Origin of the sequence: Curtobacterium sp. PhB130 (assembly GCF_003755165.1) — a bacterium.
Lineage (GTDB): Bacteria > Actinomycetota > Actinomycetes > Actinomycetales > Microbacteriaceae > Curtobacterium.
Window position 1 is genome coordinate 235092 of the sequence record NZ_RKII01000007.1, and the last position, 22517, is coordinate 257608.

General features: G+C 69.6%; 23 protein-coding genes and 1 tRNA gene. 17 read left to right on the top strand and 7 right to left on the bottom strand.

All coding sequences use genetic code 11. The annotated features are described in order from the left end of the window. Positions 1-3: 3 nt before the first annotated feature. Entirely contained in the window at positions 4-654 is a 651-nt protein-coding gene (locus tag EDF24_RS06965; protein ID WP_123701795.1) for an SDR family oxidoreductase, read from the top strand. 42 nt (positions 655-696) lie between these two features. On the opposite strand, the gene EDF24_RS06970 is transcribed toward EDF24_RS06965, so the two are convergent. Both EDF24_RS06970 and EDF24_RS06975 read right to left on the bottom strand, forming a co-directional pair. Beyond that, the gene (locus tag EDF24_RS06970; protein ID WP_123701797.1) at positions 697-1338 is read right to left on the bottom strand and encodes a response regulator transcription factor; all 642 of its coding nucleotides are present in this window, start codon (positions 1336-1338) and stop codon (positions 697-699) included. Further along, on the bottom strand, positions 1335-2663 hold the full coding sequence (locus EDF24_RS06975) for a sensor histidine kinase (protein WP_123701799.1): 1329 nt from the start codon (positions 2661-2663) through the stop codon (positions 1335-1337). The genes EDF24_RS06970 and EDF24_RS06975 overlap by 4 nt, the downstream gene beginning before the upstream one ends. A gap of 75 nt (positions 2664-2738) precedes the next feature. On the opposite strand from EDF24_RS06975, the gene EDF24_RS06980 reads away from it, so the two are divergent. The 3 genes from EDF24_RS06980 to EDF24_RS06990 are packed head-to-tail and all read left to right on the top strand — an operon-like array spanning position 2739 to position 4215. Next, complete coding sequence (locus EDF24_RS06980) at positions 2739-3359, top strand: TetR/AcrR family transcriptional regulator (RefSeq protein WP_185021590.1); 621 nt, start codon at positions 2739-2741, stop codon at positions 3357-3359. A gap of 41 nt (positions 3360-3400) precedes the next feature. After that, a complete protein-coding gene (locus tag EDF24_RS06985; RefSeq protein WP_123655758.1) occupies positions 3401-3871 on the top strand; it encodes a prevent-host-death protein in 471 nt (156 codons plus the stop codon). A 56-nt stretch (positions 3872-3927) separates the two neighbouring features. Further along, the gene (locus EDF24_RS06990) at positions 3928-4215 is read left to right on the top strand and encodes a hypothetical protein (protein WP_243698256.1); all 288 of its coding nucleotides are present in this window, start codon (positions 3928-3930) and stop codon (positions 4213-4215) included. A 27-nt stretch (positions 4216-4242) separates the two neighbouring features. Here the strand turns inward: EDF24_RS06990 and EDF24_RS06995 are convergent, their stop codons facing one another. After that, complete coding sequence (locus tag EDF24_RS06995; RefSeq protein WP_123701805.1) at positions 4243-4671, bottom strand: BLUF domain-containing protein; 429 nt, start codon at positions 4669-4671, stop codon at positions 4243-4245. Positions 4672-4770: 99 nt separating this feature from the next. On the opposite strand from EDF24_RS06995, the gene EDF24_RS07000 reads away from it, so the two are divergent. From EDF24_RS07000 to EDF24_RS07015, 4 genes are read left to right on the top strand one after another with little or no spacing between them, the layout of a single operon-like run. Further along, positions 4771-6165 (top strand): hypothetical protein, encoded by a 1395-nt coding sequence (locus EDF24_RS07000; protein ID WP_123701807.1) that lies wholly within the window; start codon positions 4771-4773, stop codon positions 6163-6165. A 24-nt stretch (positions 6166-6189) separates the two neighbouring features. Continuing rightward, complete coding sequence (locus EDF24_RS07005; RefSeq protein ID WP_123655755.1) at positions 6190-6882, top strand: histidine phosphatase family protein; 693 nt, start codon at positions 6190-6192, stop codon at positions 6880-6882. 33 nt (positions 6883-6915) lie between these two features. Beyond that, entirely contained in the window at positions 6916-7443 is a 528-nt protein-coding gene (locus EDF24_RS07010) for a DUF3090 domain-containing protein (protein WP_123655754.1), read from the top strand. Next, positions 7440-8198: an SCO1664 family protein gene (locus tag EDF24_RS07015; RefSeq protein WP_123701809.1), complete on the top strand. Its 759-nt coding sequence runs from the start codon at positions 7440-7442 to the stop codon at positions 8196-8198. The genes EDF24_RS07010 and EDF24_RS07015 overlap by 4 nt, the downstream gene beginning before the upstream one ends. Positions 8199-8268: 70 nt before the next feature. On the opposite strand, the gene EDF24_RS07020 is transcribed toward EDF24_RS07015, so the two are convergent. Both EDF24_RS07020 and EDF24_RS07025 read right to left on the bottom strand, forming a co-directional pair. Next, positions 8269-10302, bottom strand: coding sequence for a VWA domain-containing protein (locus EDF24_RS07020; RefSeq protein WP_123701811.1), 2034 nt, complete (start codon positions 10300-10302; stop codon positions 8269-8271). Further along, positions 10295-11680 (bottom strand): sigma 54-interacting transcriptional regulator, encoded by a 1386-nt coding sequence (locus tag EDF24_RS07025; protein WP_123701813.1) that lies wholly within the window; start codon positions 11678-11680, stop codon positions 10295-10297. Before EDF24_RS07025 ends, EDF24_RS07020 begins: the two co-directional genes overlap by 8 nt. 256 nt (positions 11681-11936) lie before the next feature. On the opposite strand from EDF24_RS07025, the gene EDF24_RS07030 reads away from it, so the two are divergent. The 7 genes from EDF24_RS07030 (at position 11937) to EDF24_RS07060 (ending at position 19192) form a co-directional block, all read left to right on the top strand. Next, a complete protein-coding gene (locus EDF24_RS07030) occupies positions 11937-13400 on the top strand; it encodes an MFS transporter (protein WP_123701815.1) in 1464 nt (487 codons plus the stop codon). A gap of 205 nt (positions 13401-13605) precedes the next feature. Continuing rightward, positions 13606-14301, top strand: a complete 696-nt coding sequence (locus EDF24_RS07035; RefSeq protein WP_123701818.1) for a GntR family transcriptional regulator — start codon at positions 13606-13608, stop codon at positions 14299-14301. Between the two features lie 133 nt (positions 14302-14434). Continuing rightward, positions 14435-15748: an LCP family protein gene (locus EDF24_RS07040; RefSeq protein WP_123701820.1), complete on the top strand. Its 1314-nt coding sequence runs from the start codon at positions 14435-14437 to the stop codon at positions 15746-15748. A 169-nt stretch (positions 15749-15917) separates the two neighbouring features. Further along, positions 15918-17231, top strand: coding sequence for an LCP family protein (locus tag EDF24_RS07045; protein WP_123655747.1), 1314 nt, complete (start codon positions 15918-15920; stop codon positions 17229-17231). A gap of 491 nt (positions 17232-17722) precedes the next feature. Continuing rightward, positions 17723-17812 (top strand) — tRNA-Ser (locus EDF24_RS07050). Positions 17813-17917: 105 nt separating this feature from the next. After that, positions 17918-18829, top strand: a complete 912-nt coding sequence (locus tag EDF24_RS07055) for a hypothetical protein (RefSeq protein ID WP_148070823.1) — start codon at positions 17918-17920, stop codon at positions 18827-18829. Positions 18830-18871: 42 nt separating this feature from the next. After that, positions 18872-19192 carry a hypothetical protein gene (locus EDF24_RS07060; protein WP_148070825.1) on the top strand — a complete coding sequence of 107 codons (321 nt, stop codon included), beginning with the start codon at positions 18872-18874 and terminating at the stop codon, positions 19190-19192. Here EDF24_RS07060 and EDF24_RS18845 read toward each other — a convergent pair whose 3' ends face one another. Together EDF24_RS18845 and EDF24_RS18850 are read right to left on the bottom strand one after the other, a co-directional pair. Further along, on the bottom strand, positions 19193-19675 hold the full coding sequence (locus EDF24_RS18845; protein ID WP_148070826.1) for a hypothetical protein: 483 nt from the start codon (positions 19673-19675) through the stop codon (positions 19193-19195). Further along, on the bottom strand, positions 19672-20037 hold the full coding sequence (locus tag EDF24_RS18850) for a hypothetical protein (protein ID WP_148070827.1): 366 nt from the start codon (positions 20035-20037) through the stop codon (positions 19672-19674). The genes EDF24_RS18845 and EDF24_RS18850 overlap by 4 nt, the downstream gene beginning before the upstream one ends. Before the next feature lie 238 nt (positions 20038-20275). Here EDF24_RS18850 and EDF24_RS07075 point away from each other — a divergent pair, with 238 nt between their 5' ends. Both EDF24_RS07075 and EDF24_RS07080 read left to right on the top strand, forming a co-directional pair. Next, on the top strand, positions 20276-21241 hold the full coding sequence (locus EDF24_RS07075) for a hypothetical protein (RefSeq protein ID WP_148070829.1): 966 nt from the start codon (positions 20276-20278) through the stop codon (positions 21239-21241). Positions 21242-21343: 102 nt separating this feature from the next. Beyond that, on the top strand, positions 21344-22405 hold the full coding sequence (locus EDF24_RS07080) for a hypothetical protein (RefSeq protein WP_123701831.1): 1062 nt from the start codon (positions 21344-21346) through the stop codon (positions 22403-22405). The last annotated feature ends 112 nt before the right edge of the window (positions 22406-22517 follow it).

Below are 22517 nucleotides of genomic sequence, written 5' to 3' on the forward strand. Positions count from 1 at the left end.
GCAATGAGCGACATCATCATCTTCGGTGGCCACGGCAAGGTCGCGCTCCTCGCGACGCGCATCCTCAGCGAGCGCGGCCACCACGTCACGTCCGTCATCCGGAACCCCGACCAGGCCGACGAGATCCGTGCCCACGGCGGTGACCCGGCGGTCGCCGACATCCAGGAGCTGACGCTGTCCGGCTTCGAGGACCTGGTCCGCGGGCAGGACGCCGTGGTGTGGTCCGCCGGCGCCGGCGGGGGATCGGTCGACCGGACCTGGGCGATCGACCGCGATGCGGCGGTGCTGTCCGTGCAGGCGGCGAAGCGCGCGGGCGTCGAGCGCTACGTGATGGTCTCGTGGTCCGGCTCGGTGCTCGACCACGGGGTGCCGCAGGACAACGACTTCTTCGCGTACGCGCAGTCGAAGATGATCGCCGACGCGGTCGTCCGGGACTCCGGGCTGGAGTGGACGATCGTCGCGCCGAGCACCCTGACCGACGACGAGCCGACCGGTGCGATCGACTGGGACGGCGAGGGCGCGAAGGTGTCCCGCGGTGACGTCGCGCACGTGATCGCCGACGTGCTCGAGTCGAGCGGCACCGCGGGGAGCACCTACCGCTTCAACAGCGGCGGCACCGCGATCGCCGACTTCCTCCGCGCCGACCAGGCCTGAGCGGGCCCGAGCAGCGCTGAGCGGGCCAGGCCTCGCCGCTCGTCAGGGGCGGGCGGCGAGGTAGTCCAGCACGGCCAGGACCCGACGGTGGTCTCCCGCCGTCGGGGCCAGACCGAGCTTGGTGAACAGCGTCGTCACGTGCTTCTCGACGGTGCCGGCGGCGAGGAACATCCGGTCGGCGATGGCGGCGTTCGTGCGTCCCTCCGCCATCAGCTCGAGGACCTCGCGCTCCCGGGCGGTCAGCTTCGCGAACCGATCGGCACCACGGTCGATGAGGAGCGCCGCGACCTCCGGGTCGAGCACGAGGCCGCCGGCGGCGACGCGTTGCACGGAGTCGAGGAACGGGCGGATGTCGCCGACGCGTTCCTTGAGCAGGTAGCCGACGCCGGTCGGGGCGACGTCGAGGAGCATCCGCGCCCAGCGGGCCTCGGCGTACTGCGAGAACAGCAGGACGCCGACGCGGGGCGAGGCCGCCTTGATCGCGATCGCCGCGTGCACGCCCTCGTCGGTGTGCGTCGGCGGCATCCGGATGTCCATCACGACGACCTCGGGCGCCTCCGCCGCGACGGCCTGGACTGCGGCGTCGCCGGAGTCCACGGCGCGGACCTCGTGGCCGCGTGAGGTGAGGAGCGAGACGAGCCCCTCGCGGAGGATGACGTTGTCGTCGGCGACGAGGATCCTCATGCCGTTGCTCCCGGGAAGCGCAGGGCGATGCGGGTCGGGCCGCCGCTCGGACTGTCGATCGCCGGGGTGCCGTCGACCGTCCGGAGCCGGTCGGCCACGCCGGCGAGTCCGGTGCCGCCGGTCTGCGGGTCGAGCGGGACGTGTGCTCCGCCGACGCCGTCGTCCTCGACGGTGACGAGCAGGTCGTTGCCGTCCCGCGCCACGGTGACCGCCGCGCGGGTCGCCCGGGCGTGCTTGGTCACGTTCGTCAGCAACTCCACCACGGTGAAGTAGGCCACGCTCTCGGTGACGGCCGACAGCCGGACCGAGCGGTCGAACTCGACCGACACCGGCAGGGTGGTGCGGGACACGGCGGAGGCGAGTGCAGCCTCCAGGCCTTCGTCGAGTGCGGCAGGGTGGATGCCGCGCGCGATCTCACGGAGCTCCGCGATGGTCTCCTGCGTCGACCGCCGGGCGTTCTCGACGAGCCGGCCGACCTCGGCCGGGTCGCCGCCGCCGTCCAGGCGGTCCTGCGCGTCGCCGAGCGTCATCGCGAGCGCGACGAGCCGTGCCTGGGTGCCGTCGTGCAGGTCCCGCTCCACGCGACGGAGGGTGTCGTCCGCACCACGGACGCTGTCGTCACGGGACCGGGTGAGCTCGTCGACCCGGCGTTCGGAGGCGGTGCTGCCGAGCAGTGCTCGGACGAGCGCGGCCTGACCGGCGGCGAGCCCGCGGTTCAGCGGCGGCCACACGAGGACCAGCAGCAGGAACCCGACCACGGTCGCCACCGCCTGCATCTGCGGGGTGTCGACGAACACGGTGCCGACCTGCAGACCCGAGTGCAGGACGCCGTCCTCGTCCGTGACGGGCGTCAGCCAGTGCGTCCACACCCAGTTCGTCGCGAGGCCGGCGGCGGTGACGAGCACGGTGATCGTCACGATGAACGCGAACAGCGACGTGACGAACGCGATCAGTCCGAAGGCGAGGGCGCGCCAGCTCGGGCCGTGACGGAAGGCGGCGAGGGTCCAGCCGACGATGCCGGCCCGACCATGCGGTGCACTCGGGGCGTCCACCGCCGTGCCGAGCAGCCGGTTCGACAGCGCACGGAACGCCGTGCCGAACCAGGCGTTGCCGCGGAGCAGGAAGGCCGCGACGGGGAGGCCGACCCAGAGCGCGGCGAACGGGATGCCCGCCGAGGGGGTGAGCACGAACCAGGTGAAGCCGGCGATCGAGAGCGGCAGGGCGATCAGGTGGAAGGCGAAGTCGCGCCAGGTCTGCGGGTCCACGATGCCGAGCACGAACGTCCGGCGGTGTCGGTGGAGCGACGGGGCTGCGATCGGGGTCATGAGGACAGCGTGACAGTCCGGACACTCCCAGCGACACCGGGATTTCCCCCGTTCGTGGTCACTACCGTTGGGGGCGTGGTCGACGCGGGTGGGACAGGACGGCGCGCAGCGATCGTCGAGGCCGCGGCGCGGGACTTCGACCGGGACGGGTACGAGACCGCCAGCATCGCCGGGATCGCGCGGGGTGCCGGGGTGAGCCAGGGCGCGCTCCACCGGCTGTTCCCGACGAAGCGGTCCCTCGCGCTCGCGGTCATCGACGAGCAGAACGCCCGGACGTTCGCGGCCATGAGCTCGACCGACCCGTCCCCGATCGCGATGCTCATCCAGGCGTCGCGCGGGATCGCCGACCTGCTCATGAGCGACGTCGTCGTGCGCGCCGGGATCCGGATCTCCCTCGAGCACGGGGTGCTCGCCGGGCAGACGTCGAGCTTCTACGAGCAGTGGATCGCGGGTGTCGTCGACGTCTTCCGCCTCGCGGTCGCGAGCGGGGAGGTGCAGACGACTGTGTCCGCGGAGGCGCTCGGCGCGACGCTCGTGCCGTACTTCACCGGGGTGCAGCTCGTGTCGAACGTGCGGTCCGGGCGTGCAGACCTGCTGCCGGCGGTGGCGACGATGTGGGAGGTGCTGGTGCACGCGGTGGCCGAGCGTCCGCACCGGGAGCGGTTGCTCGGGGTCGTCTCCGCGACGTTCGGGTGATCCCCTGCTCTTCAGAAGATGTTCTGAAGTAGAGTTGGAGGATGCCGACCACCAAGCCCGTGTCCGCTCGCGTCCGGAGACACTTCCTCTCGTCCGAGCTCTCCCGCAACGCGCGCTCCGTCATGGACGCTGCGGAGTCGGAACCCGTCGAGATCGATCGACGCGACGGGAACCCCCTCGTCCTCATGTCGCAGCACGAAGCCGATGCGAAGGACGTGCTCCTGTCCCTCGCCGCACAGCTCATCGCCGTCGCGATCGACGATGACGACGGGCCGCTCGGGCAGCGCCTGGCGGAACGGTTCGACTGGATGCTCGCGTTGTCGGTCGAGATGCGGGAGACCTGCGCGTCCGCGATCATCCGGGCGGCCCGAGCGTCCTTCTCGACGGGGCAGGCGCACCTCGTCGTCGTCGAGCTCACGGCGTGGAAGGCAACGGCGGAAGCCATCGCCGCCGGGCTCGACCGAGACGAACTCGAGTGGGTCACCGACCCGCAGGCTGTCGAACGTCCGTGACCGTGGGTTCGAAGAAGGCAGACCCCCTCCCGAGGCCCGCCAAAGCGACTGACCACGTGGTCATCCCAGCGACGACGCACGCGGTGCGCGGCTGGAAGGACCTGGCAGCCACCCGACGGAGCGCACTGGCCGACGCCTGGGACCTCCTCACCGCGGACCCGACGAGGACCTCCCCGACGATGCACACACTCCGCGGAGACCTGCAGTTCGTCGCCCACGGCGGCCGGACGCACGAACAGTGGCAGCTCGAGCTGCCCGGTGGCGCACGGATCTGGTACTACGTGGACGACTCGACCGTGTACCTCGTGAAGGTGCACACCCGGCATCCGAACCAGACGAAGTGACCGTCTGCGCGCGGTGCTCGTCCAGGATCAGACGTCGCGGAGTTCGCGGTCGCGGAACCACTTGAGCAGCCACGCGGCGCTCGTCCGGTCGAACGACCGGGGGAAGTCCGTCGAGCCGGTCAAGAACGGGCTGAAGCCGTCCTCCGCCGTGACGTCGTGGTCGTCGAGGCCCCGGTAGGCCATCGACCAGCCCTCGAAACGACGGCGCTCGATGTCCTCGCGGATGAGTGAGGTGACCTCGCGGTGCCGCGGGTCCTGCGCGATCGTGGCGAAGCGGTCATCGACGCTGATCGCCGGCCCTTCGAGGAGCTGCATGAAGCGGCCGTCCTTCGCCACCAGCAGGCCCGAGACACCGAGCGCTTCGTTCCGGAATCGGGAGCCGCGCAGGAGCTCGGTCATCGCGGCGTCGTCGAACGGTTCCACCGCGCGACTCATGTAGACGATCGAGACCAGCACGCGTCCATCCTGCCGCCTCGGGGGATCGGGACCGCATCGAGTTCTGGAATCGGATGAGGTAGCGTCAGCGGTATCTGATGTACCACTAGGGTGAGGTCCATGGGGTCAACGGGGAACGACGCGCTCGTTCGGTACGCCTTCGTCTGCGTCCACGGGGTCGGGATGCAGCAGCAGGGCGACACCCAGACGGCGGTGGCGGGCTCGTTCGCCGCCGGGGTAGAACGACTCGGCGGCGTGTACACGACGCTGCCGGACGGTGACTCCGATGGGGAGCGGGTGCTCTGTGGGCGTGCCGAAGTCCCGGGGCAACAGCCGTTCGTCGCGGAGTTCCACGACGGCTGGTGGGACGAGCGCGCCGCGGTCCCCGCTGCGCGCAACGTCCTCGGCTGGGTGCTCCGGGTGGTGCCGTTCGCGCTCTGGAGCACCGCTGCGCTGTGGGCCTGGGACCTCGAGGCCATCCGGGGCGCCGGAGCCAGACGATCCCCACTGCCGCTGCCGTTCACGGCGTTCGTCGGCATGCTCGGTCTGGTGTGCGCGCTGCCGCTCATCGGACTCGCGCTCCTCGGCGCCGGGATCGTGTCCCTGTTCTCGCGGTCCGTCGCAGCACGGACCAGGACCGTGATCACCCGGTTCGTCGGCGATGCGTGGAGCTACCGCTCCGACGGACTCGACGACAGCGTGATCGCGCCGCTTCGCGCGACGACGGCACGTGCTCGAACCTCGGCCGACGCTGTCGTGCTCGTCGGGCACTCGCTCGGGGGTGAACTCGCGCGACGGGTCGCGATCACCGAGGACGTCGACGCGTGCGTCTTCGTCGGCTCGGGAGAGGCACAGCTCGGGTTCTTCCGGATGCTCCGGCGGAGTCGGTGGCTCCCGGTCGCGCTCTGGGGGTTCCTCGTGGTCTTCCCGCTCGTGATGTCCGCGATGGTGGGCTCGGGCATCGGCGTGGTCGTCGAGATGATCCGCGCCGTGGTCGTCACCGTCGAGCACATGGCGGCGGCGCTCTCGGCAGTCGCTCGGGCCGAGGTGACCCCGGCGACCCTGGCACTCGATCCATCTGCGGTGCTCGACGCCGCGCTCCGGGACCTCGCGGTCACGGTCGTCGGCGGTGCGGTGCTCTTCGTGGTGGCGCTGCTCGTCACCAAGCTCGTCCGGCGCCCGGAGGACATCGAGCAGCAGCCTCGGTGCGAGACGTTCGCCGTGAAGTCGCTCGTCGATCCGGTGAGTTTCGGGCCGACCGCACCGGGTGCCTTCGTGCGGTATGTCCCGATCAGCGCGCGTCGGCCGTGGGCCGAGCACGTGACGTACTTCCGGAAGCCGGAGGCGGGGGTCGTGCTGGTCGAGTCCGTGATCGGGACGGAGGCGGTCGGGGGAGCGCCGGCGCTCCCCCGACTGGCGTGGGGAGCGGAGGCGGCAGGGGTCGTGGCGGCGTTCGTGCTGATCGGCGGAACGTGGGCCGCAGGGCGCTGGCTCGCCACGCTCGTCGGGCTCTGACGGACCGCGCCTAGGATCGAGCGCATGGCGACCGTCCTCCTCGTCCGGCACGGACGCACCACCGCGAACGCGACCGGGCTCCTCGCGGGCCGCACTGCCGGCGTCGCGCTCGACTCCGTCGGCAAGCAGCAGGCGGCGACGACCGCGGAACGCATCGGCGCGATCCCGCTCGCCGCGATCGTGTCCAGCCCGCTGGAGCGCTGCCGGCAGACCGCCAGGGCGATCACGGCGTTCCAGCAGGGGGAGCCGCAGCAGTTCGTCGAGCGGGGGATCACCGAGGCGGACTACGGCGAGTGGCAGAACCGGAAGCTCAGCGAGCTGGCGAAGGAGCCGCTCTGGCGCGTGGTGCAGTCGAACCCGAGCGCCGTGGTGTTCCCGGGCGGTGAGTCGATGCAGACCATGCAGTCACGGGCGGTGGCGGCGATCCGGCGGCTCGACGCGCAGATCGAGGCGGAGCACGGCGCGAACGCGGTGTGGGTCGCGGTGAGCCACGGCGACATCATCAAGTCGGTGCTGGCGGACGCGCTCGGCATGCACCTCGACCTGTTCCAGCGCATCACGGTCGGCCCCGCGTCGGTGTCGGTGGTCCGGTACGGGGAGCACCGGCCCGAGGTGGTCGCGACGAACACCGAATCGGGTGACCTCTCCTGGCTGGCGAAGGCCCCGCCGACGGGCGACGCTCCGGTGGGCGGCGGAGGGGGTACTGCCAGTCCCTGAACGGTCGCAGCCGCCCGCTCCTACAATGCGGGTATGCCCACCATCGTCCACGGCTTCGACTGGCCGGACCGTCTCGTCGTCGGCACCATCGGGCGCCCGGGTGAACGGTCCTTCTACCTCCAGGCGCGCGCCGGCCGCCGCGTGGTGAGCGTCGCGCTCGAGAAGGAGCAGTCCGCCGTGCTGGCGGAGAAGCTCGACGAACTCCTCGACGAGGTCGCCACGGTGGAGGAGAACCGCTTCAGCGTCCCGCCGTCGGTCCCGCGCGAGCTGTACGACGTCGATCCGCTCGACCAGCCGGTGGAGGCCGAGTTCCGGGCGGGTGCGCTCAGCCTCGGCTTCGACCCGGCGACGGCACAGGTCGTCATCGAGGCGTACCCGATCGACGACGACATCGAGATCGTGTCCGAGGAGGACGAGGACGGCGTCGAGGTCGAGGCGGTCGTCGAGATCCCGGAGCCGACCGAACTGCTGCAGGTGAAGATCCCGGTCGGGACCGCGCGGGCCTTCGTCGAGCGCACCCGCGAGGTCGTGGCCGCTGGACGGCAGCCCGGCGACGCATGAGCGACGGCGCCGGCCTGACCCTCACCGCCCGCATCCGCGAAGCCTCGAACGCCACCTTCCTCGCCGAACTCGACGGCCACGAGGTCGTCTACAAGCCCATCGCGGGCGAGAAACCGCTGTGGGACTTCCCGGACGGCACCCTCGCCGGTCGTGAGTACGCGGCCTTCCTGGTGTCCGAGGCGTTCGGCTGGCGGGTCGTGCCCCCGACCTGGCTCGGCGACGGCCCCCTCGGTCGCGGCATGGTCCAGCGCTGGCAGGACGTCGACCCGGACCAGGACGCGGTGGACCTGTTGCCGACGGACGAAGCCGAGCAGGACGAGCGCGTCAAGACCGTCCTCGAGGCGATCGACGAGCACGACCGCCCCGTCACCCTGGTCCACGAGGACACCGCCGCACTCCGCCGGATGGCCGTCTTCGACGTCGTGGTGAACAACGCGGACCGCAAGGGCGGCCACGTGCTGGCGATGCCGGACGGGCACCGGCACGGGGTCGACCACGGGCTCACCTTCCACGTCGAGCACAAGCTCCGGACGGTGCTGTGGGGGTGGATCGACGAGCCGCTCGACGACGAGGAGCGCGCCGGACTGGAACGGGTCACCACCGCCTTGCACGGGGACCTCGGTGCGCAGCTCGAAGAGCACCTGACGGTCGACGAGATCGACAACCTCGAGGCGCGGTGCGCCGCCCTGGCGGCCGTCGGCCGCTTCCCCCCACCGGCCGGGTACGGTCCGGCGGTGCCCTGGCCGTTGTTCTAGACGCACCGGACACCGGACGGGAGGCCCGTGGCGACGCCGCCACGGGCCTCCCGTCCGATGGGTGCGGACGTCAGCCGAACCGGCCGAACCCGCCCCAGTCGTCGTCGCGGAAGAGCGCGCCACCGCGCCGCGACCCGAGGTAGGACCCGACCACCGCGACGCCGAGGTCGTCGTTCTCCGGCGCCGTGACGGTCCCGTCCACGCGCCGCGCCATCCCGTCGATGAACCGGGCGAGCCCCGGGTCGTCGCCGAGGCGGAAGAACGTCGTCTGTGCGCCGAGCCGGTGCGCGTTGTCGAGCTCACGGACGCTGAGCGCGATCGTCATCGGGTCCGGCGGGTAGCTGAAGAACACCTGCCCGTTCGGTTCGAGGTGCGACGTCGGTTCGCCGTCGGTGACGATGAGCAGCACGGGCTGCGCCGTCGGGTGCTTCCGGAAGTGCCGGTTCGCCAGCAGCAGGGCGTGGTGCAGGTTCGTGCCCTTGTCCCACATCGCGTCGAGGCCGACGAGCTGTTCGACGTCCATCACCTCGGCCTCCCGACCGAAGGCGATCAGCTGCAGGTCGTCGCCGCGGAACCGCGTGGAGATCAGGGTGTGCAGTGCGAGGGCGGTGCGCTTCATCGGCACCCAGCGGTCCTCCATCGCCATCGAGAACGAGGTGTCGACGAGCAGCGCCACGCAGGCCTGGGTCCGCGCCTCGGTCTCCTGCACCTCGACGTCGTCGATGGTGAGGCGGACACCGGCCCCGGTGCGACCGGTCGCGGCCGTGCGGGTGACGGCGTTCGTGATCGTCCGCGGGATGTCCCACGGCTCGGTGTCGCCGAACGCCCATTGCCGGCTCGCCCCGGACGGCTCGCCGGAGGCGCCGGACCGCTGCAGGTCCCGCGCGCCCTGGCGGCCGGACATCTTCTGGGCGACGTCCTTGAGCAGGCTCTTGCCGAGCTGTCGCATCGCCTTCGGGGTGAGCTTGTACTGCCCGTCCGCTCCGCGACGCATCGAGCCGGAGTTCTTCAGCGCCTTCTCGAGCTGCTGCAGCGTCCGGGCGTCGACCGCGGCCTCGGCGCCGAGCTGGCGGGCCAGCGACTCCAGGTCGAGGTCGTCGAGGTCGGATCCGGGGCTCGACTGGGCGAGCTGTTCGGCGAGCGAGTCGAGGTCGGCGATGTCCTGGAACACCCCGGTGCCGTCGCCGAGCCCGAGGCCCTGCTCACCGTCCATCTGCTCGGAGCCGCCCCAGTCCTCGCCGGGACGGAGGGCCCGGAGGTTCCCGTCGAGCTGGCTCAGCGCGCCCATCAGGTCGGGGCTCCCGAACGCCTGCTGCGCCAGCGCGTCGAGTTCGTCGCGCTGCTCCTGGGTCATCGAGTTCCGCATCCGCTGGGCGGCTGCGGCCCGGGCGGCGAGGTCGTCGAGCAGCTCGTCGACGTTCGTCGGGTTCGACGGGAAGTACTCACCGTGCTTCGCCATGAACTCGTCGAACTGCTCCTGCGAGTCCGTCCCGGCGCGGTGGTCCTCGAGGAGCTGGTTGAGGTCCTGCATCATCGCCTGGACGTCGGCGCGGTCCTGGTCGTCGGCGTTCTCGAGCGCCTGCTTCATGCCCGCGAAGCGCTGGTCGAGCATCTCGCGGCCGAGCAGGTCCTTGATCTCCTCGTACTTCTGGCGCGCCGTCGGGCTCTTCCAGTCGTAGGTGCCGAGCTCGCTCACCGCGGCGGCGGGCGACGGCGGCAGGCTGTCGAGCTGCATCTCGGCCAGGGCACGGTCGCCGTCGTCCATCTCGGTGTCCCGTGCGAGCTGCCCGCGTTCGGCGAGCAGTGCCTCGTCGAGCAGCTCCTGCACCTGCTGCAGCGTGCCGTCCAGGTTGTGCTTCGCCGTGAGTTCGCGGCGCTTCTCGGCCACGCGGCGCGCGAGGTCGTCGAGCCCGCGCTGGTCCCGACCGCCACGGCGGAGGAACTCGCGCATGGCCCGCTCCGGGGAGTACCCGGCCATCACGTCCTGGCCGATGGCGTCGAGCGCCTCGGAGAGGTCCGCCGGTGGTGCGAGCGGGTCCGGACCGCCCTCGTACCTGCCGTACCGGGTGTCCCGCGCCAGGCGGCGGTTCTGCCGGCTAGCCATAGACCGCTTCGCCCCCGCCCGACTCCTTGCTGATCTTCCGCGCGAGGAACAGGCCCTCGAGCGCGAGCTCGATCGCGCCGGCCCGCTCGCCGTCGTTCGTGGCCCCGAGCCGTTCGCAGATCTGGTCGTAGAGGTCGGACTCGCCGAGCGACGGCAGCCCCTCGAGGAAGGTGCGCGCGGAGACCTGCTCGCCGGTGGTCACCATCGTGCCGCCGTCGAGCGCCTCCACGAGCTGCCCCAGGTCGAGGCCGCGGAGGCGCGAGCGGACCGTCTCGGCGGTGGCGGTCCGGAGCAGGTGCTCGAGGACCTCGTCTGCGCGGTCTTCCTCGCCGGACTCGAACTCGATCTTGCCGCCGAGGACGTCGACCGCGGTCTCGAGGTCGATCGGGCGTGCGACCGGGTCGGTCTCGCCCTGTCGTGCTGCACGGTGGACCGCCGCGGCGGAGACCGTCTCGGCGCCGGCGATCGAGAAGCGGGCGCTGACACCACTGCGCTGGTCGACCGCGCTGGACTCGCGGAGGGCCCGGGTGAAGCGGGCGAGGATCTCGACCAGGGCGTCCGGCACCTCGGCTGTCAGGTGGGCCTCTTGCCGGATGACGGCGATCTCGTCGTCGAGCTCGATCGGGTAGTGGGTGCGGATCTCGGCGCCGAAGCGGTCCTTCAGCGGGGTGATGATCCGGCCGCGGTTCGTGTAGTCCTCGGGGTTGGCGCTCGCCACGACGAGGACGTCGAGGGGCAGTCGCAGCACGTAGCCGCGGATCTGCACGTCGCGCTCCTCCATCACGTTGAGCATCGCGACCTGGATGCGTTCGGCCAGGTCGGGGAGCTCGTTGATCGCGACGATCCCGCGGTGCGCGCGGGGGATCAGCCCGAAGTGGATCGTCTCCGGGTCGCCCAGGCTGCGGCCCTCGGCGACCTTCATCGGGTCGACGTCGCCGATCAGGTCGGCCACGGAGGTGTCCGGGGTCGCCAGCTTCTCGACGTAGCGGTCGTCGCGGTGCCACCAGTCGATCGGCATCGCGTCGCCGAGGTCCTCGGCACGCTTCCTGCTCGCGGTCGTGATCGGGTCGTACGGGTGCTCGCCGAGCTCGGACCCGGCGATCACCGGGGTCCACTCGTCGAGCAGGCCCTGCAGGGTGCGGAGCAGGCGCGTCTTGCCCTGTCCACGCTCACCGAGCAGGACGACGTCGTGGCCGGCGATGAGGGCTCGTTCGAGCTGCGGGATGACGGTGGTCTCGAACCCGTGGAGGCCGGGCCACGGATCGGTGCCCTCGCGGAGGGCGCTCAGCAGGTTGTCGCGGATCTCGGCGCGGACCGTCTTCTGGACGTGACCAGAGGTGCGGAGCTCGCCGACCGTTCGGATGTCAGGTCGGGTCACCTCTTCGAGGGTACGCCCCGGCAACCCCGCGCTACTTGTGTCATCTCATGGCAGCCGCAATGATCATCAACAGGGTCGTCCGGCTGCCACTGCGCCGACGTGCCCGCGAACGGCGACGGAGCCGGATCACGAAATAGGGGGATTCGGCTCCGCGCCGGCCCCGCTCGTTCCGGCCGTGAACCATCCGCGCGATCCGCGCGTACGTTCTCATTCTGTGCCGGGCCTCGGGGGTCCGGCGAGTGAGGAGCATGCCGCGATGACGAGCGCGAGCGGGTTGCAGGAGGGGCAGGTCAAGAGCCTGGTCCCGGCCCGGATGGACCGACTGCCGTGGACGAGGTTCCACTGGAGCGTCGTGGTGGGACTCGGGATCTCGTGGGTCCTCGACGGCCTCGAGATCCAGATCGTCTCGAACGCCGGGTTCCAGGCGGACCTCGGGCTCTCCACCCAGCAGGTGACCTCACTCGGGACGATCTACCTCTTCGGCCAGGTCATCGGCGCACTCGTCTTCGGGCGACTGTCCGACCGGCTCGGGCGACGGAAGCTCTTCATCCTGACGCTCGCCATCTACCTCATCGGCTCCGGCATCGCGGGCTTCGCCGGGGACTTCTGGTTCCTCGCGGTCTTCCGGTTCGTCGCCGGGCTCGGCATCGGCGGCGAGTACGCGGCGATCAACTCGGCGATCGACGAGCTCATCCCGTCGAAGTACCGCGGCCACGTCGACATCGCCATCAACGGCACCTACTGGGGCGGCGCCGCCCTCGGCGCGTTCGCCAACATCTACCTGCTCGACACGTCCTACTTCGCCGAGAACATCGGGTGGCGCATCGGGTTCTTCCTCGGCCCGGTGCTCGGCATCGCGATCATCTTCCTGCGACGGCACATCCCGGAGAGTCCACGCTGGCTGATGACCCACGGCCGCGAGGAAGAGGCAGACGCCACCGTCGCCCGGATCGAGGCCGAGGTGGAGCGGGAGTCGGGCAAGCCGCTCGAGCCGGTCGACGAGTCGAAGGCCATGACCATCACGCCGATGGACAAGGTCCGCTTCACCACCATCGTGAAGGTGCTCTTCCAGCAGTACCCGACCCGCACGCTCGTCGGCGCGACGATGATGATCACGCAGGCGTTCCTCTACAACGCGATCTTCTTCACGTACGCGCTCGTCCTGACGAACTTCTTCGGCCTGAAGACCTCGGAGACCGCGGTCTACTTCTTCCCGTTCGCGATCGGCAACCTGCTCGGCCCGCTCGTGCTCGGCCGGCTGTTCGACACGTGGGGCCGTCGGCAGATGATCTTCTCCACGTACCTGATCTCCGGGCTCGTGCTCGCGGTGTCCGCGTTCCTGTTCCAGGCGGATGCGATCAGCGCGACGGTCCAGGTCGTGTTCTGGTGCATCTCGTTCTTCTTCGCGTCGGCGGGTGCGTCGAGTGCCTACCTGACCGTGAGCGAGATCTTCCCGCTCGAGCTGCGGTCGCAGGCGATCTCGTACTTCTTCGCCCTCGCGCAGATCTTCGGTGCGATCGCACCGAGCATCTACGGCGCGTTCATCGGCGACGGGTCCTCGCGCGAGCCGCTGTTCTGGGGCTACCTGCTCGGTGCCGCGATCATGATCGCCGGTGGTGTCGTCGCGCTGATCTTCGGTGTCGACGCCGCGCGGAAGGGCCTGGAGGACATCACGCAGCCGCTCTCGGTCATCGCGAAGGAGGAAGAGGCGAAGCGCTGATACCCGAAATACGGAATGTTTAGCGACTGACGCTCGATCCTGCTCTACTCCTGGGAACGACCTCCGCCGGGGGTCTTCGACGGTGGGAGTGCAGTGATGCGGAACCGGGTGGCGCACGGCCTCCACAGGGCCAAGATCGGTGGATCCGTCCACCGATCCGGCCGACGGCACGACGGCGAGGCGCGCCGTGCATGACGCTGGCGGCATGGGATTCCACGAGACGGCGGACATCCCGGACGTGTACGCGGGACGCGGTCGGGAAGCACTCGGCGTGCCGCGCAGCCTGCTGCGGGACGCGGTGTTCCTCCGGTTGCTCGACCGGATCCTGCGTGGTGACTACCGACGCGGACAACGACTCCGCCTCGACGCGCTCGCGTCGGACATGCGGGTCTCCCGGACGCCCGTCCGTGAAGCCCTGGTCCCGCTCGAAGCGCTCCAGCTCGTCTCGGTCCAGCGGTACGTCGGGGTGGTCATCACCCAGTGGTCGCTCGAACAGATGAAGGAACGGATCCGGCTCGGGTGCACGATGCTCGCCGAGCCGCCCGCGAACGCCGGCGCGACCACGGACCCGTTCGACCCGGCGTGGATCCGGGACTGCTCGACCGAAGCCGGCGCGTTCGTGGAACTGACGGCCTGGCTGTTGCGGCGCACGGGTGCCTCGGTGAGCGCGGACCTGCTGGCATCACAGCGGCCGGTGCTGGACATGTTCTACACGGACGACATCGCCATGGCGAACGGCATCGACGCGGTGGTCGACCGACGGCAGCGCCTGCTGCTGGTCGAACGGGCGCAGGACGCCGCGGCCGCCGACGACCTCGTCGAGTGCACCCGACTCGTCCGGGCCCTCGGGGAAGCGCTCATCGCCCTGCCCGACCGCTTCCGGGTCGCCGCATCGGCATGACCGGGCGCCGGGGCTGCGTACCCCCCGAACGAGGCACGCCGAGCCGACCGGGTTGCCGGGTGGCGAGTGCCCGCTCGGGTATCGTCCCCCGGCGAGCGGCCGGAACCCGAGGCCGCTCGGAGGGAGCGTGCCCGTGCCCGAATTCGACGACGTCCTCGACGCCCGGCGTCGCCCGACCGTGGTGTCCGGCCCCGGCTACCGGGTCAGCGGCGCTCGCCACAACCGCGGTCGGCGTGACCTCGGCGTCACGCGGCTCGTCACCGGGATCGGCATCGCCGTGGCGGTCGCCGTGACGAGCGCGACCTCCCTCTCCGCCTACGCCGCCTACGACGTCGGGCACGGGTTCCAGCAGCGCGCGGTCGACGTCGGCGGGGGAGCGGCCTCGACCGACGGGGCGTTCAACGTGCTCGCGATCGGCGCCGACAACGACCCGGACCAGGGCACCGCGTACGGGGACCGTGGCGCCACCCTCAACGACTCCAACGTCCTGCTCCACGTGTCCGCGGACCACACCAGCGCGGTCGCGGTGAGCTTCCCCCGTGACCTCGTGGTCGACCAGCCGGCTTGCGGCGGGGAACCCGCGGTCACCGACGCCCCGATCAACCTCGCCTACGGACGGGGCGGCATGGACTGTGTCGTGAAGACCGTGGAGCACGTGACGGGGATGGACATCCCCTACGCGGCACAGGTCAGCTTCCAGGGCGTCATCCGGATGTCCGATGCCGTCGGTGGCGTGCCGGTGTGCGTCACCGACGCCGTGGACGATCCCTACACCGGGCTCCAGCTCTCCGCGGGCGAGCACACGGTGTCGGGCAAGACGGCGTTGGCGTTCCTCCGCGACCGGCACGGCGTCGGGGACGGCAGTGACCTCTCCCGGATCTCGAGCCTGCAGCAGTTCCTGTCCTCGCTGCTCCGGAAGGTGAAGGGCGACGGCACCCTGAGCAACCCGACGAAGCTCTACGGCCTCGCGAAGTCGGCGTCGAAGAACGTGACGCTCTCCACCTCGCTCGCCAAGCCCTCGACGATGGTCGACATGGCCGGCGCGTTCGAGGGCATCGGCCTCGGGGACATCACCTTCGTGCAGTACCCGGGGAGCGTCGACGACCCGGCCTTCCCGGGCAAGGTCGTCCCGGACCAGACGACCGCGGACCGCCTGATGCGGGCGGTCCGGACTGACCGTCCGTTCAGGCTCGACGCCGGGGCGACCGGGCGGGGCGCGACCGATGCTGCCGCGGACGCCGGCTCTGGCTCCGGCTCCGGCTCTGGAGCCGACCAGACGGCGGACGCCGGCGGCGCGGACGACGCGAGCCGGGCCTCCAGGCAGGATGCGGCGGGTGCTGCGGCGGCTCCGGAAGCCGACCCGACGGCGACCACGAAGCCCCAGGAGATGTCCGGAGTGACCGGGCAGACCGCCAAGCAGAAGACCTGCGCGGTGGCCGCCGGCTAGCGCCGCTCACCGGAGATCCACGCCGGTTCCACACTGAATCGCAAGCCGCGCCTGTGGCAGCCTTGTCCGGTTGCCGTCCCCGCGGTGCGGCCCGCCGGTCGTCGCGAGGGTCCCTCGGCGGCGTCGATCAGGGCGTCCGCCATCGTGTCCGCCGACGACAGGAGTGCCCGTGAACGACGTCCGTGATCGATCCCACCGCCTCAACCGAGCGACCGGGATCGCCCGCCACGGACGCCTCCACCGGCACCGCCCCTTCGGGACCATCGCGAAGGTGCTCTCCGGGGTCGTCGCGGTCGCACTCGTCAGCTCGTTCTCCGTCGCGGCGATCGCGGCGAAGCAGGTCTCCGACGACCTCGGCGACGGTGTGGCGATCCAGGGGCAGCCCGTCACGAAGGCGAAGAGCGGCGGCACCGCACTGAGCGCGTACAAGGGCGGCTTCAACATCCTCGTCGTCGGCACGGACAACGACCCGGCGCAGGGCACCGAGTACGGCAAGCGCGACGCGACCCTCAACGACGTCAACATCCTGCTGCACGTGTCCGCCGACCACACGAACGCCACCGCGGTGAGCATCCCGCGCGACCTCGTCACGCCCATCCCCGCCTGTCAGAAGACCGACGGCTCCGGCACCACGTCCGCGATGGCCGCGCAGCCGATCAACACCGCATGGGGCGACGGCGGCCTGAACTGCGTCGTGCAGACGGTGCAGGGGCTGACCGGCCTGGACATCCAGTACTCGGCGGCGGTGTCGTTCAACGGCGTGATCGAGATGTCGAACGCGATCGGCGGGGTGCCGGTCTGCGTCGCGTCGCCGATCCACGACCAGTACACGGGACTCGACCTGCCCGCGGGGACCACGACGCTGCAGGGGTCGCAGGCGCTGGAGTTCCTCCGCACCCGGCACGGCGTCGGCGACGGCTCGGACCTCGGGCGCATCTCGAGCCAGCAGGTGTTCCTGTCCTCGCTGCTCCGCACGGTGAAGTCGAACTCCACGCTGACCTCGCCGACGACGCTCTACAAGCTCGCTCGGGCCGCCGCCTCGAACATGCAGCTGTCCCAGAGTCTCAACGACATCGGGACGATGGTGCAGATGGGGCGGGCGCTGCAGGACCTGCCGCTCGCGCAGGTGAACTTCGTGCAGTACCCGGGTTCGACCGGTGGCACGGGCGTGTACGCCGGCAAGGTGGAGCCGACCACGTACCTGGCCGACGAGCTCTTCGCGAAGATCAAGTCCGACCAGTCGTTCTCGCTCGGGGCGGACAGCACGGGCATCGGGTCGGAGACCGCGCCGAGTGCGTCCGCGTCGCCGTCCTCCGCCGCGTCGGCTCCGGCAGCTCCGGCGTCCGCGCCGGCTGCCGCGTCGTCGCAGGCTGCGGCGCCGTCCACGAGCGCGCCGTCCGCTCCCGCGACGTCGTCCACGATCGACGGGCTGCAGGGGCAGTCCGCCGATGAGCAGACGTGCTCGAAGGCGTTCGGCTCGTAGCCTGCGGCCGGGGCGGCCGGGGCGGCCGGGGCGGCCCGTCGCGGGGCGCTGCGCGGGTTGCAGCGCGGGTTCTGCGACGAAAGCGACACCGCGCGGACAGGTGCGCGGCGCAGAGGTGTACGCGATGTCGCTTTCGTCGCGCGCGGCCCGCGCCCCGGACCCCGCCCCCGCGCCCGCCCCGGCGCGCCCCGGACGCACAAGCGGGGACGCGGCCGGAGCCACGTCCCCGCGGAGCCGCTCCCCGGCGGACCCGGTCATCGGGCGAGCCGGGCCCAGGCCAGAGGAGCGACGTTGGGTGCTGTGTCGCGACGACGGGGACGAACCCCGGAATGTGATGCCGCGTCCCGATGAGACTAATGACCGGGGTACGTCCCGACAACCCCTGCGCGTCCCCACTTCGGGGGACCGTGCCGCTCGCCGCCGAAACGCCGAGCGGGTCGAGAGGACCGTCGTCCTCCTGTATGGTTGTGTGAGCGTCCGCAAGGGCGCATGGAGACGTCGCATAGTCCGGCCGAGTGCACCACCCTGCTAAGGTGGAGTCCCCTTTGAGGGGACCGAGGGTTCAAATCCCTCCGTCTCCGCACGAGGCAAGTTAACGACTCTGGCTCTTGCTAGTTGAGGAGTCAGGGTCGTTCTTGCCGATTCTGGCGGCGATCACGAGGGGGCGTGTTTGCGGGGGAGTGCGCGTGATATTCCACGCGACCTGGGTGATGGCGGCCGTACTGTCCCGATTCTACGCGGATCTTGCCCTGTGCTTCTCTCTGGGGCGCATCGTGCCTGATCTCGTCCTGGGTCCGAGGTGTGACTCTGCGGCAGTCCAGCGTGCCGTGACGCGATCGCGTGCGGATGGCGTCGCTCTGGTGGATCTGAGTCGTGCGGAGTGGTTCACGCCGTTTGGCTTGGTGAGCGTGCTTGCTTTCATCGATCGGCAGTGTCGGGATGGTCTTCTCGTCGCGTTCGTGCCGCCGGCTGATCGGAACAAGGCGGGGTACCTAAATCGGATGCGGCTGGGGGATCGGCTCGATGAGCTGGGGGTCGCGCACACGCTGCCGATCGTTCCGTCTCGTAACAACTCGAATCTGATGGAGTTGCACTCGTTCGACTCTGTGTCGAGCATGGAGCGCTTGGCTCAGCACATTCACGACTCGGTAGCGCCGACTGACGGGAAGTACGCGCGTGCGTTGTACCGCTCGTTGAGTGAGGCGGGGGAGAACGTTGAGTTGCATTCAGGTCTGTCGAACGGGTTCCTGGCTGCGCAGCGGACGCGGGACTGGGGGACTACTCCGACGCTCCGTTTCGCGGTCGCGGACTCCGGGCGCGGGTTCTTGGAGAACTTGCGGCCGTTCGGGGCGAAGTCCGATGGTGAGGCGTTGCAGATGGCGCTGGGTGGGGTGAGTAGCGTGCCTGGGCCTGGCCGTCGGGGCGGACTGAAAGTGCTGTCTGGTCTGCTTGCAGGGCTCGGCGGTACGATAGTGGTGTCTTCCGGCGCGTCGATGGTCTCCAAGGACGCGAAGTCCTCCGCGGTCCGCAGCTTCGCGGAACCGTTCGCGGGTTCCGTTTTCGAAGGTGTCGTACCGCTTTTCGATGGGGCACGGTGACAAGATGAACGTTGAGTACTACGACGAGCGAGGTGAGCTGAAGTGAACAGAGCAGTCGTCGATCATGTAGTTCCAGTGCAGCTTCCGCGTTTGGCTGGCACGCGTCACGCTGCGGACCATCTCATTGAGCCGAAATTGGTTGAAGTGGCGGGAGCGACGGTTCGTCTGCTCGGTCAGAACATGATTGACGCGTCATCGTCGTTCTCGGATCAGTTGCTCGTTCGCCTTGTCGACGCTTCAGTTGGAGAGGTAGTGGTGTACTCGGGCCCGGACGACTTCTTCGATTACTTGACTGCTTCGGCGAAGGATCTGGGGTTCAAGCGTTTGCGGCGTGCGACGCCGACTGAAGAGTATTCGGTCTAGTCAGCGGTGCTTGCGCATGAACTTCGCGATGATCGTCAGCGTGTGGTCGTAGTGCCGTTCAACGGCCACTGCTGAGTACTTCGGTCCAGGCGCGCGCACGGCCCACTTGCGGCCGACGAGGACGTACTCCTTGACTGCGGCACGGACGCCGTCGTCTCCCGTCTTCGCCGCTCCGATCAGTGCCTTCGAACCGAGGCGGATCAGCGCGACGGCGTCATCGTCCGTGGTGAGGGGCAGGGCGTTTTGTCGGTAGATCTCCTCGTGGAATTCCTGCACGGCGTCGAGGGTTTCCGTCGCGCCTGTCCGGAGTGTCTTGGCCCGCTCGGCTCGCGAGGGGAGCACCCGCTCGGCGAGAACACTTCCGGCGCCGGACCCGAGCAGGATCAGAAGCGCCAGTAAGGGTGCTTGCCACCACAGGTCCGGACCGAATTGCAGCTGCGCGACCGTCGACGCCGAATCCGCCAGCTGAGTCACGGGGTTCACTTGTCCGCCTGCCAGGAGCCGGGGCGTGCGATCTGCCCGTCAACCGTTCGGATGCCGGCCCACAGGCTTCCGCTGGGCTTGCCGTTGCTGCGGAACAGGAACCCCGGTTCGACGCCGCATTCTTTCGCGAACTCGAGGAGGTCCAGGTTCGGGTCCGCGTGCAGCAGAACCTGCGCGGTGACCCACATGACGTTCGTTCGCACCGCCCCCGTTTCCGTGGGGCTGAGTTGCAAACTTGGGGGGCCGTTGCGGCCTTCTCGCGACCGGTCGTGCCCGGCGCGGTCGCGGCGGTATGGCGCGTCCGACCAGTCGTGGTTTCTGATCTCCGCGGCGAACTCTGCGGCGAGCCTGCTGAGCGGCATCGTGTTGCCCCTTCCGATAGGGAGCGAATCGTTCGAGTCTCCCGACGAGACTCGATATCAACCTACCCCTCGGCCGTCGCTCCTGCCATTGGGCCACCGGTCGCATCCGGTCGCGCCTTCCGTTCGCCGCATCCTGCTCGGATTGCTGACAAAACGGTCGTTACGGATCCCGCGGTCGTCGGTCCGGGCGGCGCTCCTTGATCGGAGACGAGTGCGGAGCAATACGGTGGTGCTCAGCATGAGCACACAACCTGCTGCACTCACTCGGATCCACGAGGCGTTGAACGCATACCGCCCGCGGGATGCGCCTCCCTACTGGGATGCGTCCGGGTCGGCGTTCGCCATCAATGCCGTCCTCAGTGCCAAGCCGCAGGATGAAGTCGATGGGCTTCGTCTCTTGCGGTCCGTGGCACCGTTCGTGGTGTGGGCACACGAGCAGGAGCTGCCCGAGCATGTGGAAGCGGTGTTCACGCCGGACCGGCTGGAGGAGTACCTCTCGACGGGTGCTCGGGCGGAGTGGGTGTCGAATACGTTCGTCACGGTGAAGTGGGCAATCCGGCGGGTCGGCGTGGGTGCTACCAGGCGCGCACCCTGGACGCCGAAGCTCACCGCGCCCAAGGATGAGAAGCTCAGCGTCCCGTACTCACAGTCAGAGATCGACTGGTACCGCACAGCAGCGGACAATCAGGCCACGGCACGGCGATCGCGGTACATGCGCGCGGCGCTGGCAATGCATCACGGCGCCGGAGTCAAGCACAACGAGTTACGGTTCATCGTCCCGGGCGACCTGAGCGAGGGCGACGGCCACTACGTGCTGACACTCACCGATCAGCACACCAAACTCAGTCGCATGCCAAACCGGGTCGTCGCCGTGGATGCGGCGTACAACACGGACATCGCCGAACTTCTCAGTGAAGCGTCAACGGGGACGCTCGCGTATCGACATGTCGGTTCCGACTCGTACGATCCATTGAAGGTTGTTCGTCGGGAGATCGAGGTGCCGATGGCCCTACCGACCATGGATCCGCGGAGGCTACGCAATACGTGGATCGCGAACCTGCTGAACCGGCGGCTGCCGCTTCGCGCGGTACTCGAAGCGGCCGGGCTGCAGACATTGGATCTGCCGCTCTTCCTCCCGTTCCTCGTCGACGATGATCTGCCGCGGAGCTGGCGGGGGATGGCGGGCCTCGATCTAACGCCATGAGGTGCGGATCTGAGGTCTCTTGGGAGATGTGACAGCGATTCTCGCGCTTCCCGATTTTTTTGCTCATTTGTGTGAGGTTGAGTGCCACGGCTAGGGTCAGGTGTGCCCGAACCCGCCCCATCGCCGCGTGACTACGCGTCCACGAGGCTCGGCCGGGACGACTGGCCCTTCGACCCGGCAACCGAGCCGGGCCTGGAGACCGAGCCGCTAGAGTTCGCGGTGACCGCCGTTGTGGCGTGGCACCTGAAGCAGGACCTGCACGCGCTCCGCTACCTGTGGACGACAGCTCGCATTCAACGTCGGACTCAACCTCAGATCCGCGAGGAGCTTGCGCGCCGATACAAGCTCACCACGGTGCAGCTCGGCAAGATCATCGAAGGCCGCAGGCACCTCCAGATCACCGAAGTTGAGCGGTTCCTCGGTGATGCCAGCGTCGGGTACCAGCTTCGCCCGCTCTTCAATGGGCGGCAGCACGTACTGTACGATCACCCAACTCTGAACGCGGCAATCGAAGCTTCCGCGGAGCGGTGGCGGGCTGGCACCTTCGATAGGGGAGGTGCAGAACCGATGCAACAACAGCCGCCATCACCAGCTGAGGCGAGACGACAGTGGAAGACGCCGGCCGTCCGTCGGCGTGTTCGCGCCACCAAGCGGAATCAGCTCGTGGAGATTGAAACGGCCCTCGAAGCGCTGATTCACATCGCTGCCGGGATGCAACGCGACCTGCACGCTGTTCGGGAACCCGACGAGGACCTCGACCCCGCCGACGGTTCGCGCCTCGGCATCGACTGGGGCCGCATGCACGCGCAACTGCGAGACCAAGGGCTTCGCCGCCGCATCGCGGCTCAGGCCCCGGCTTCCGTGGCGGGCATCCCGTTCGCCGCCGCGGTGCGCGCCGTGATCCCGTACCGGCGACAGTTCACCCTTGCCGACGTCCGCAAAGCGCTCGGAACCGATCTGGTGCACCAGTCGTCGAGCAACGTCCTGTACTCCACCATCGACTCGATGGTGAAGCGTGGCGAACTCATCCGACTCGGACGAGGACGCTACGAGTCGACCGCGCTCCTCGGAAAGCGCGCAACCAGCAAACCCAAGACTCCCGGCGCTGAATCCGCCGCCGGGTCCATGGACTCACGTCCCAACTCGCCGTCAACCGACGGATAAGGAGCGCCAGGAAGACACATGCATCGTCGCCATCACGGCGACGAAACCAGAAAAGCCACCACCGGAGCGGACAAACCGCAGGGTGATGGCCTTCGAGGTATCCTTCGCCAAA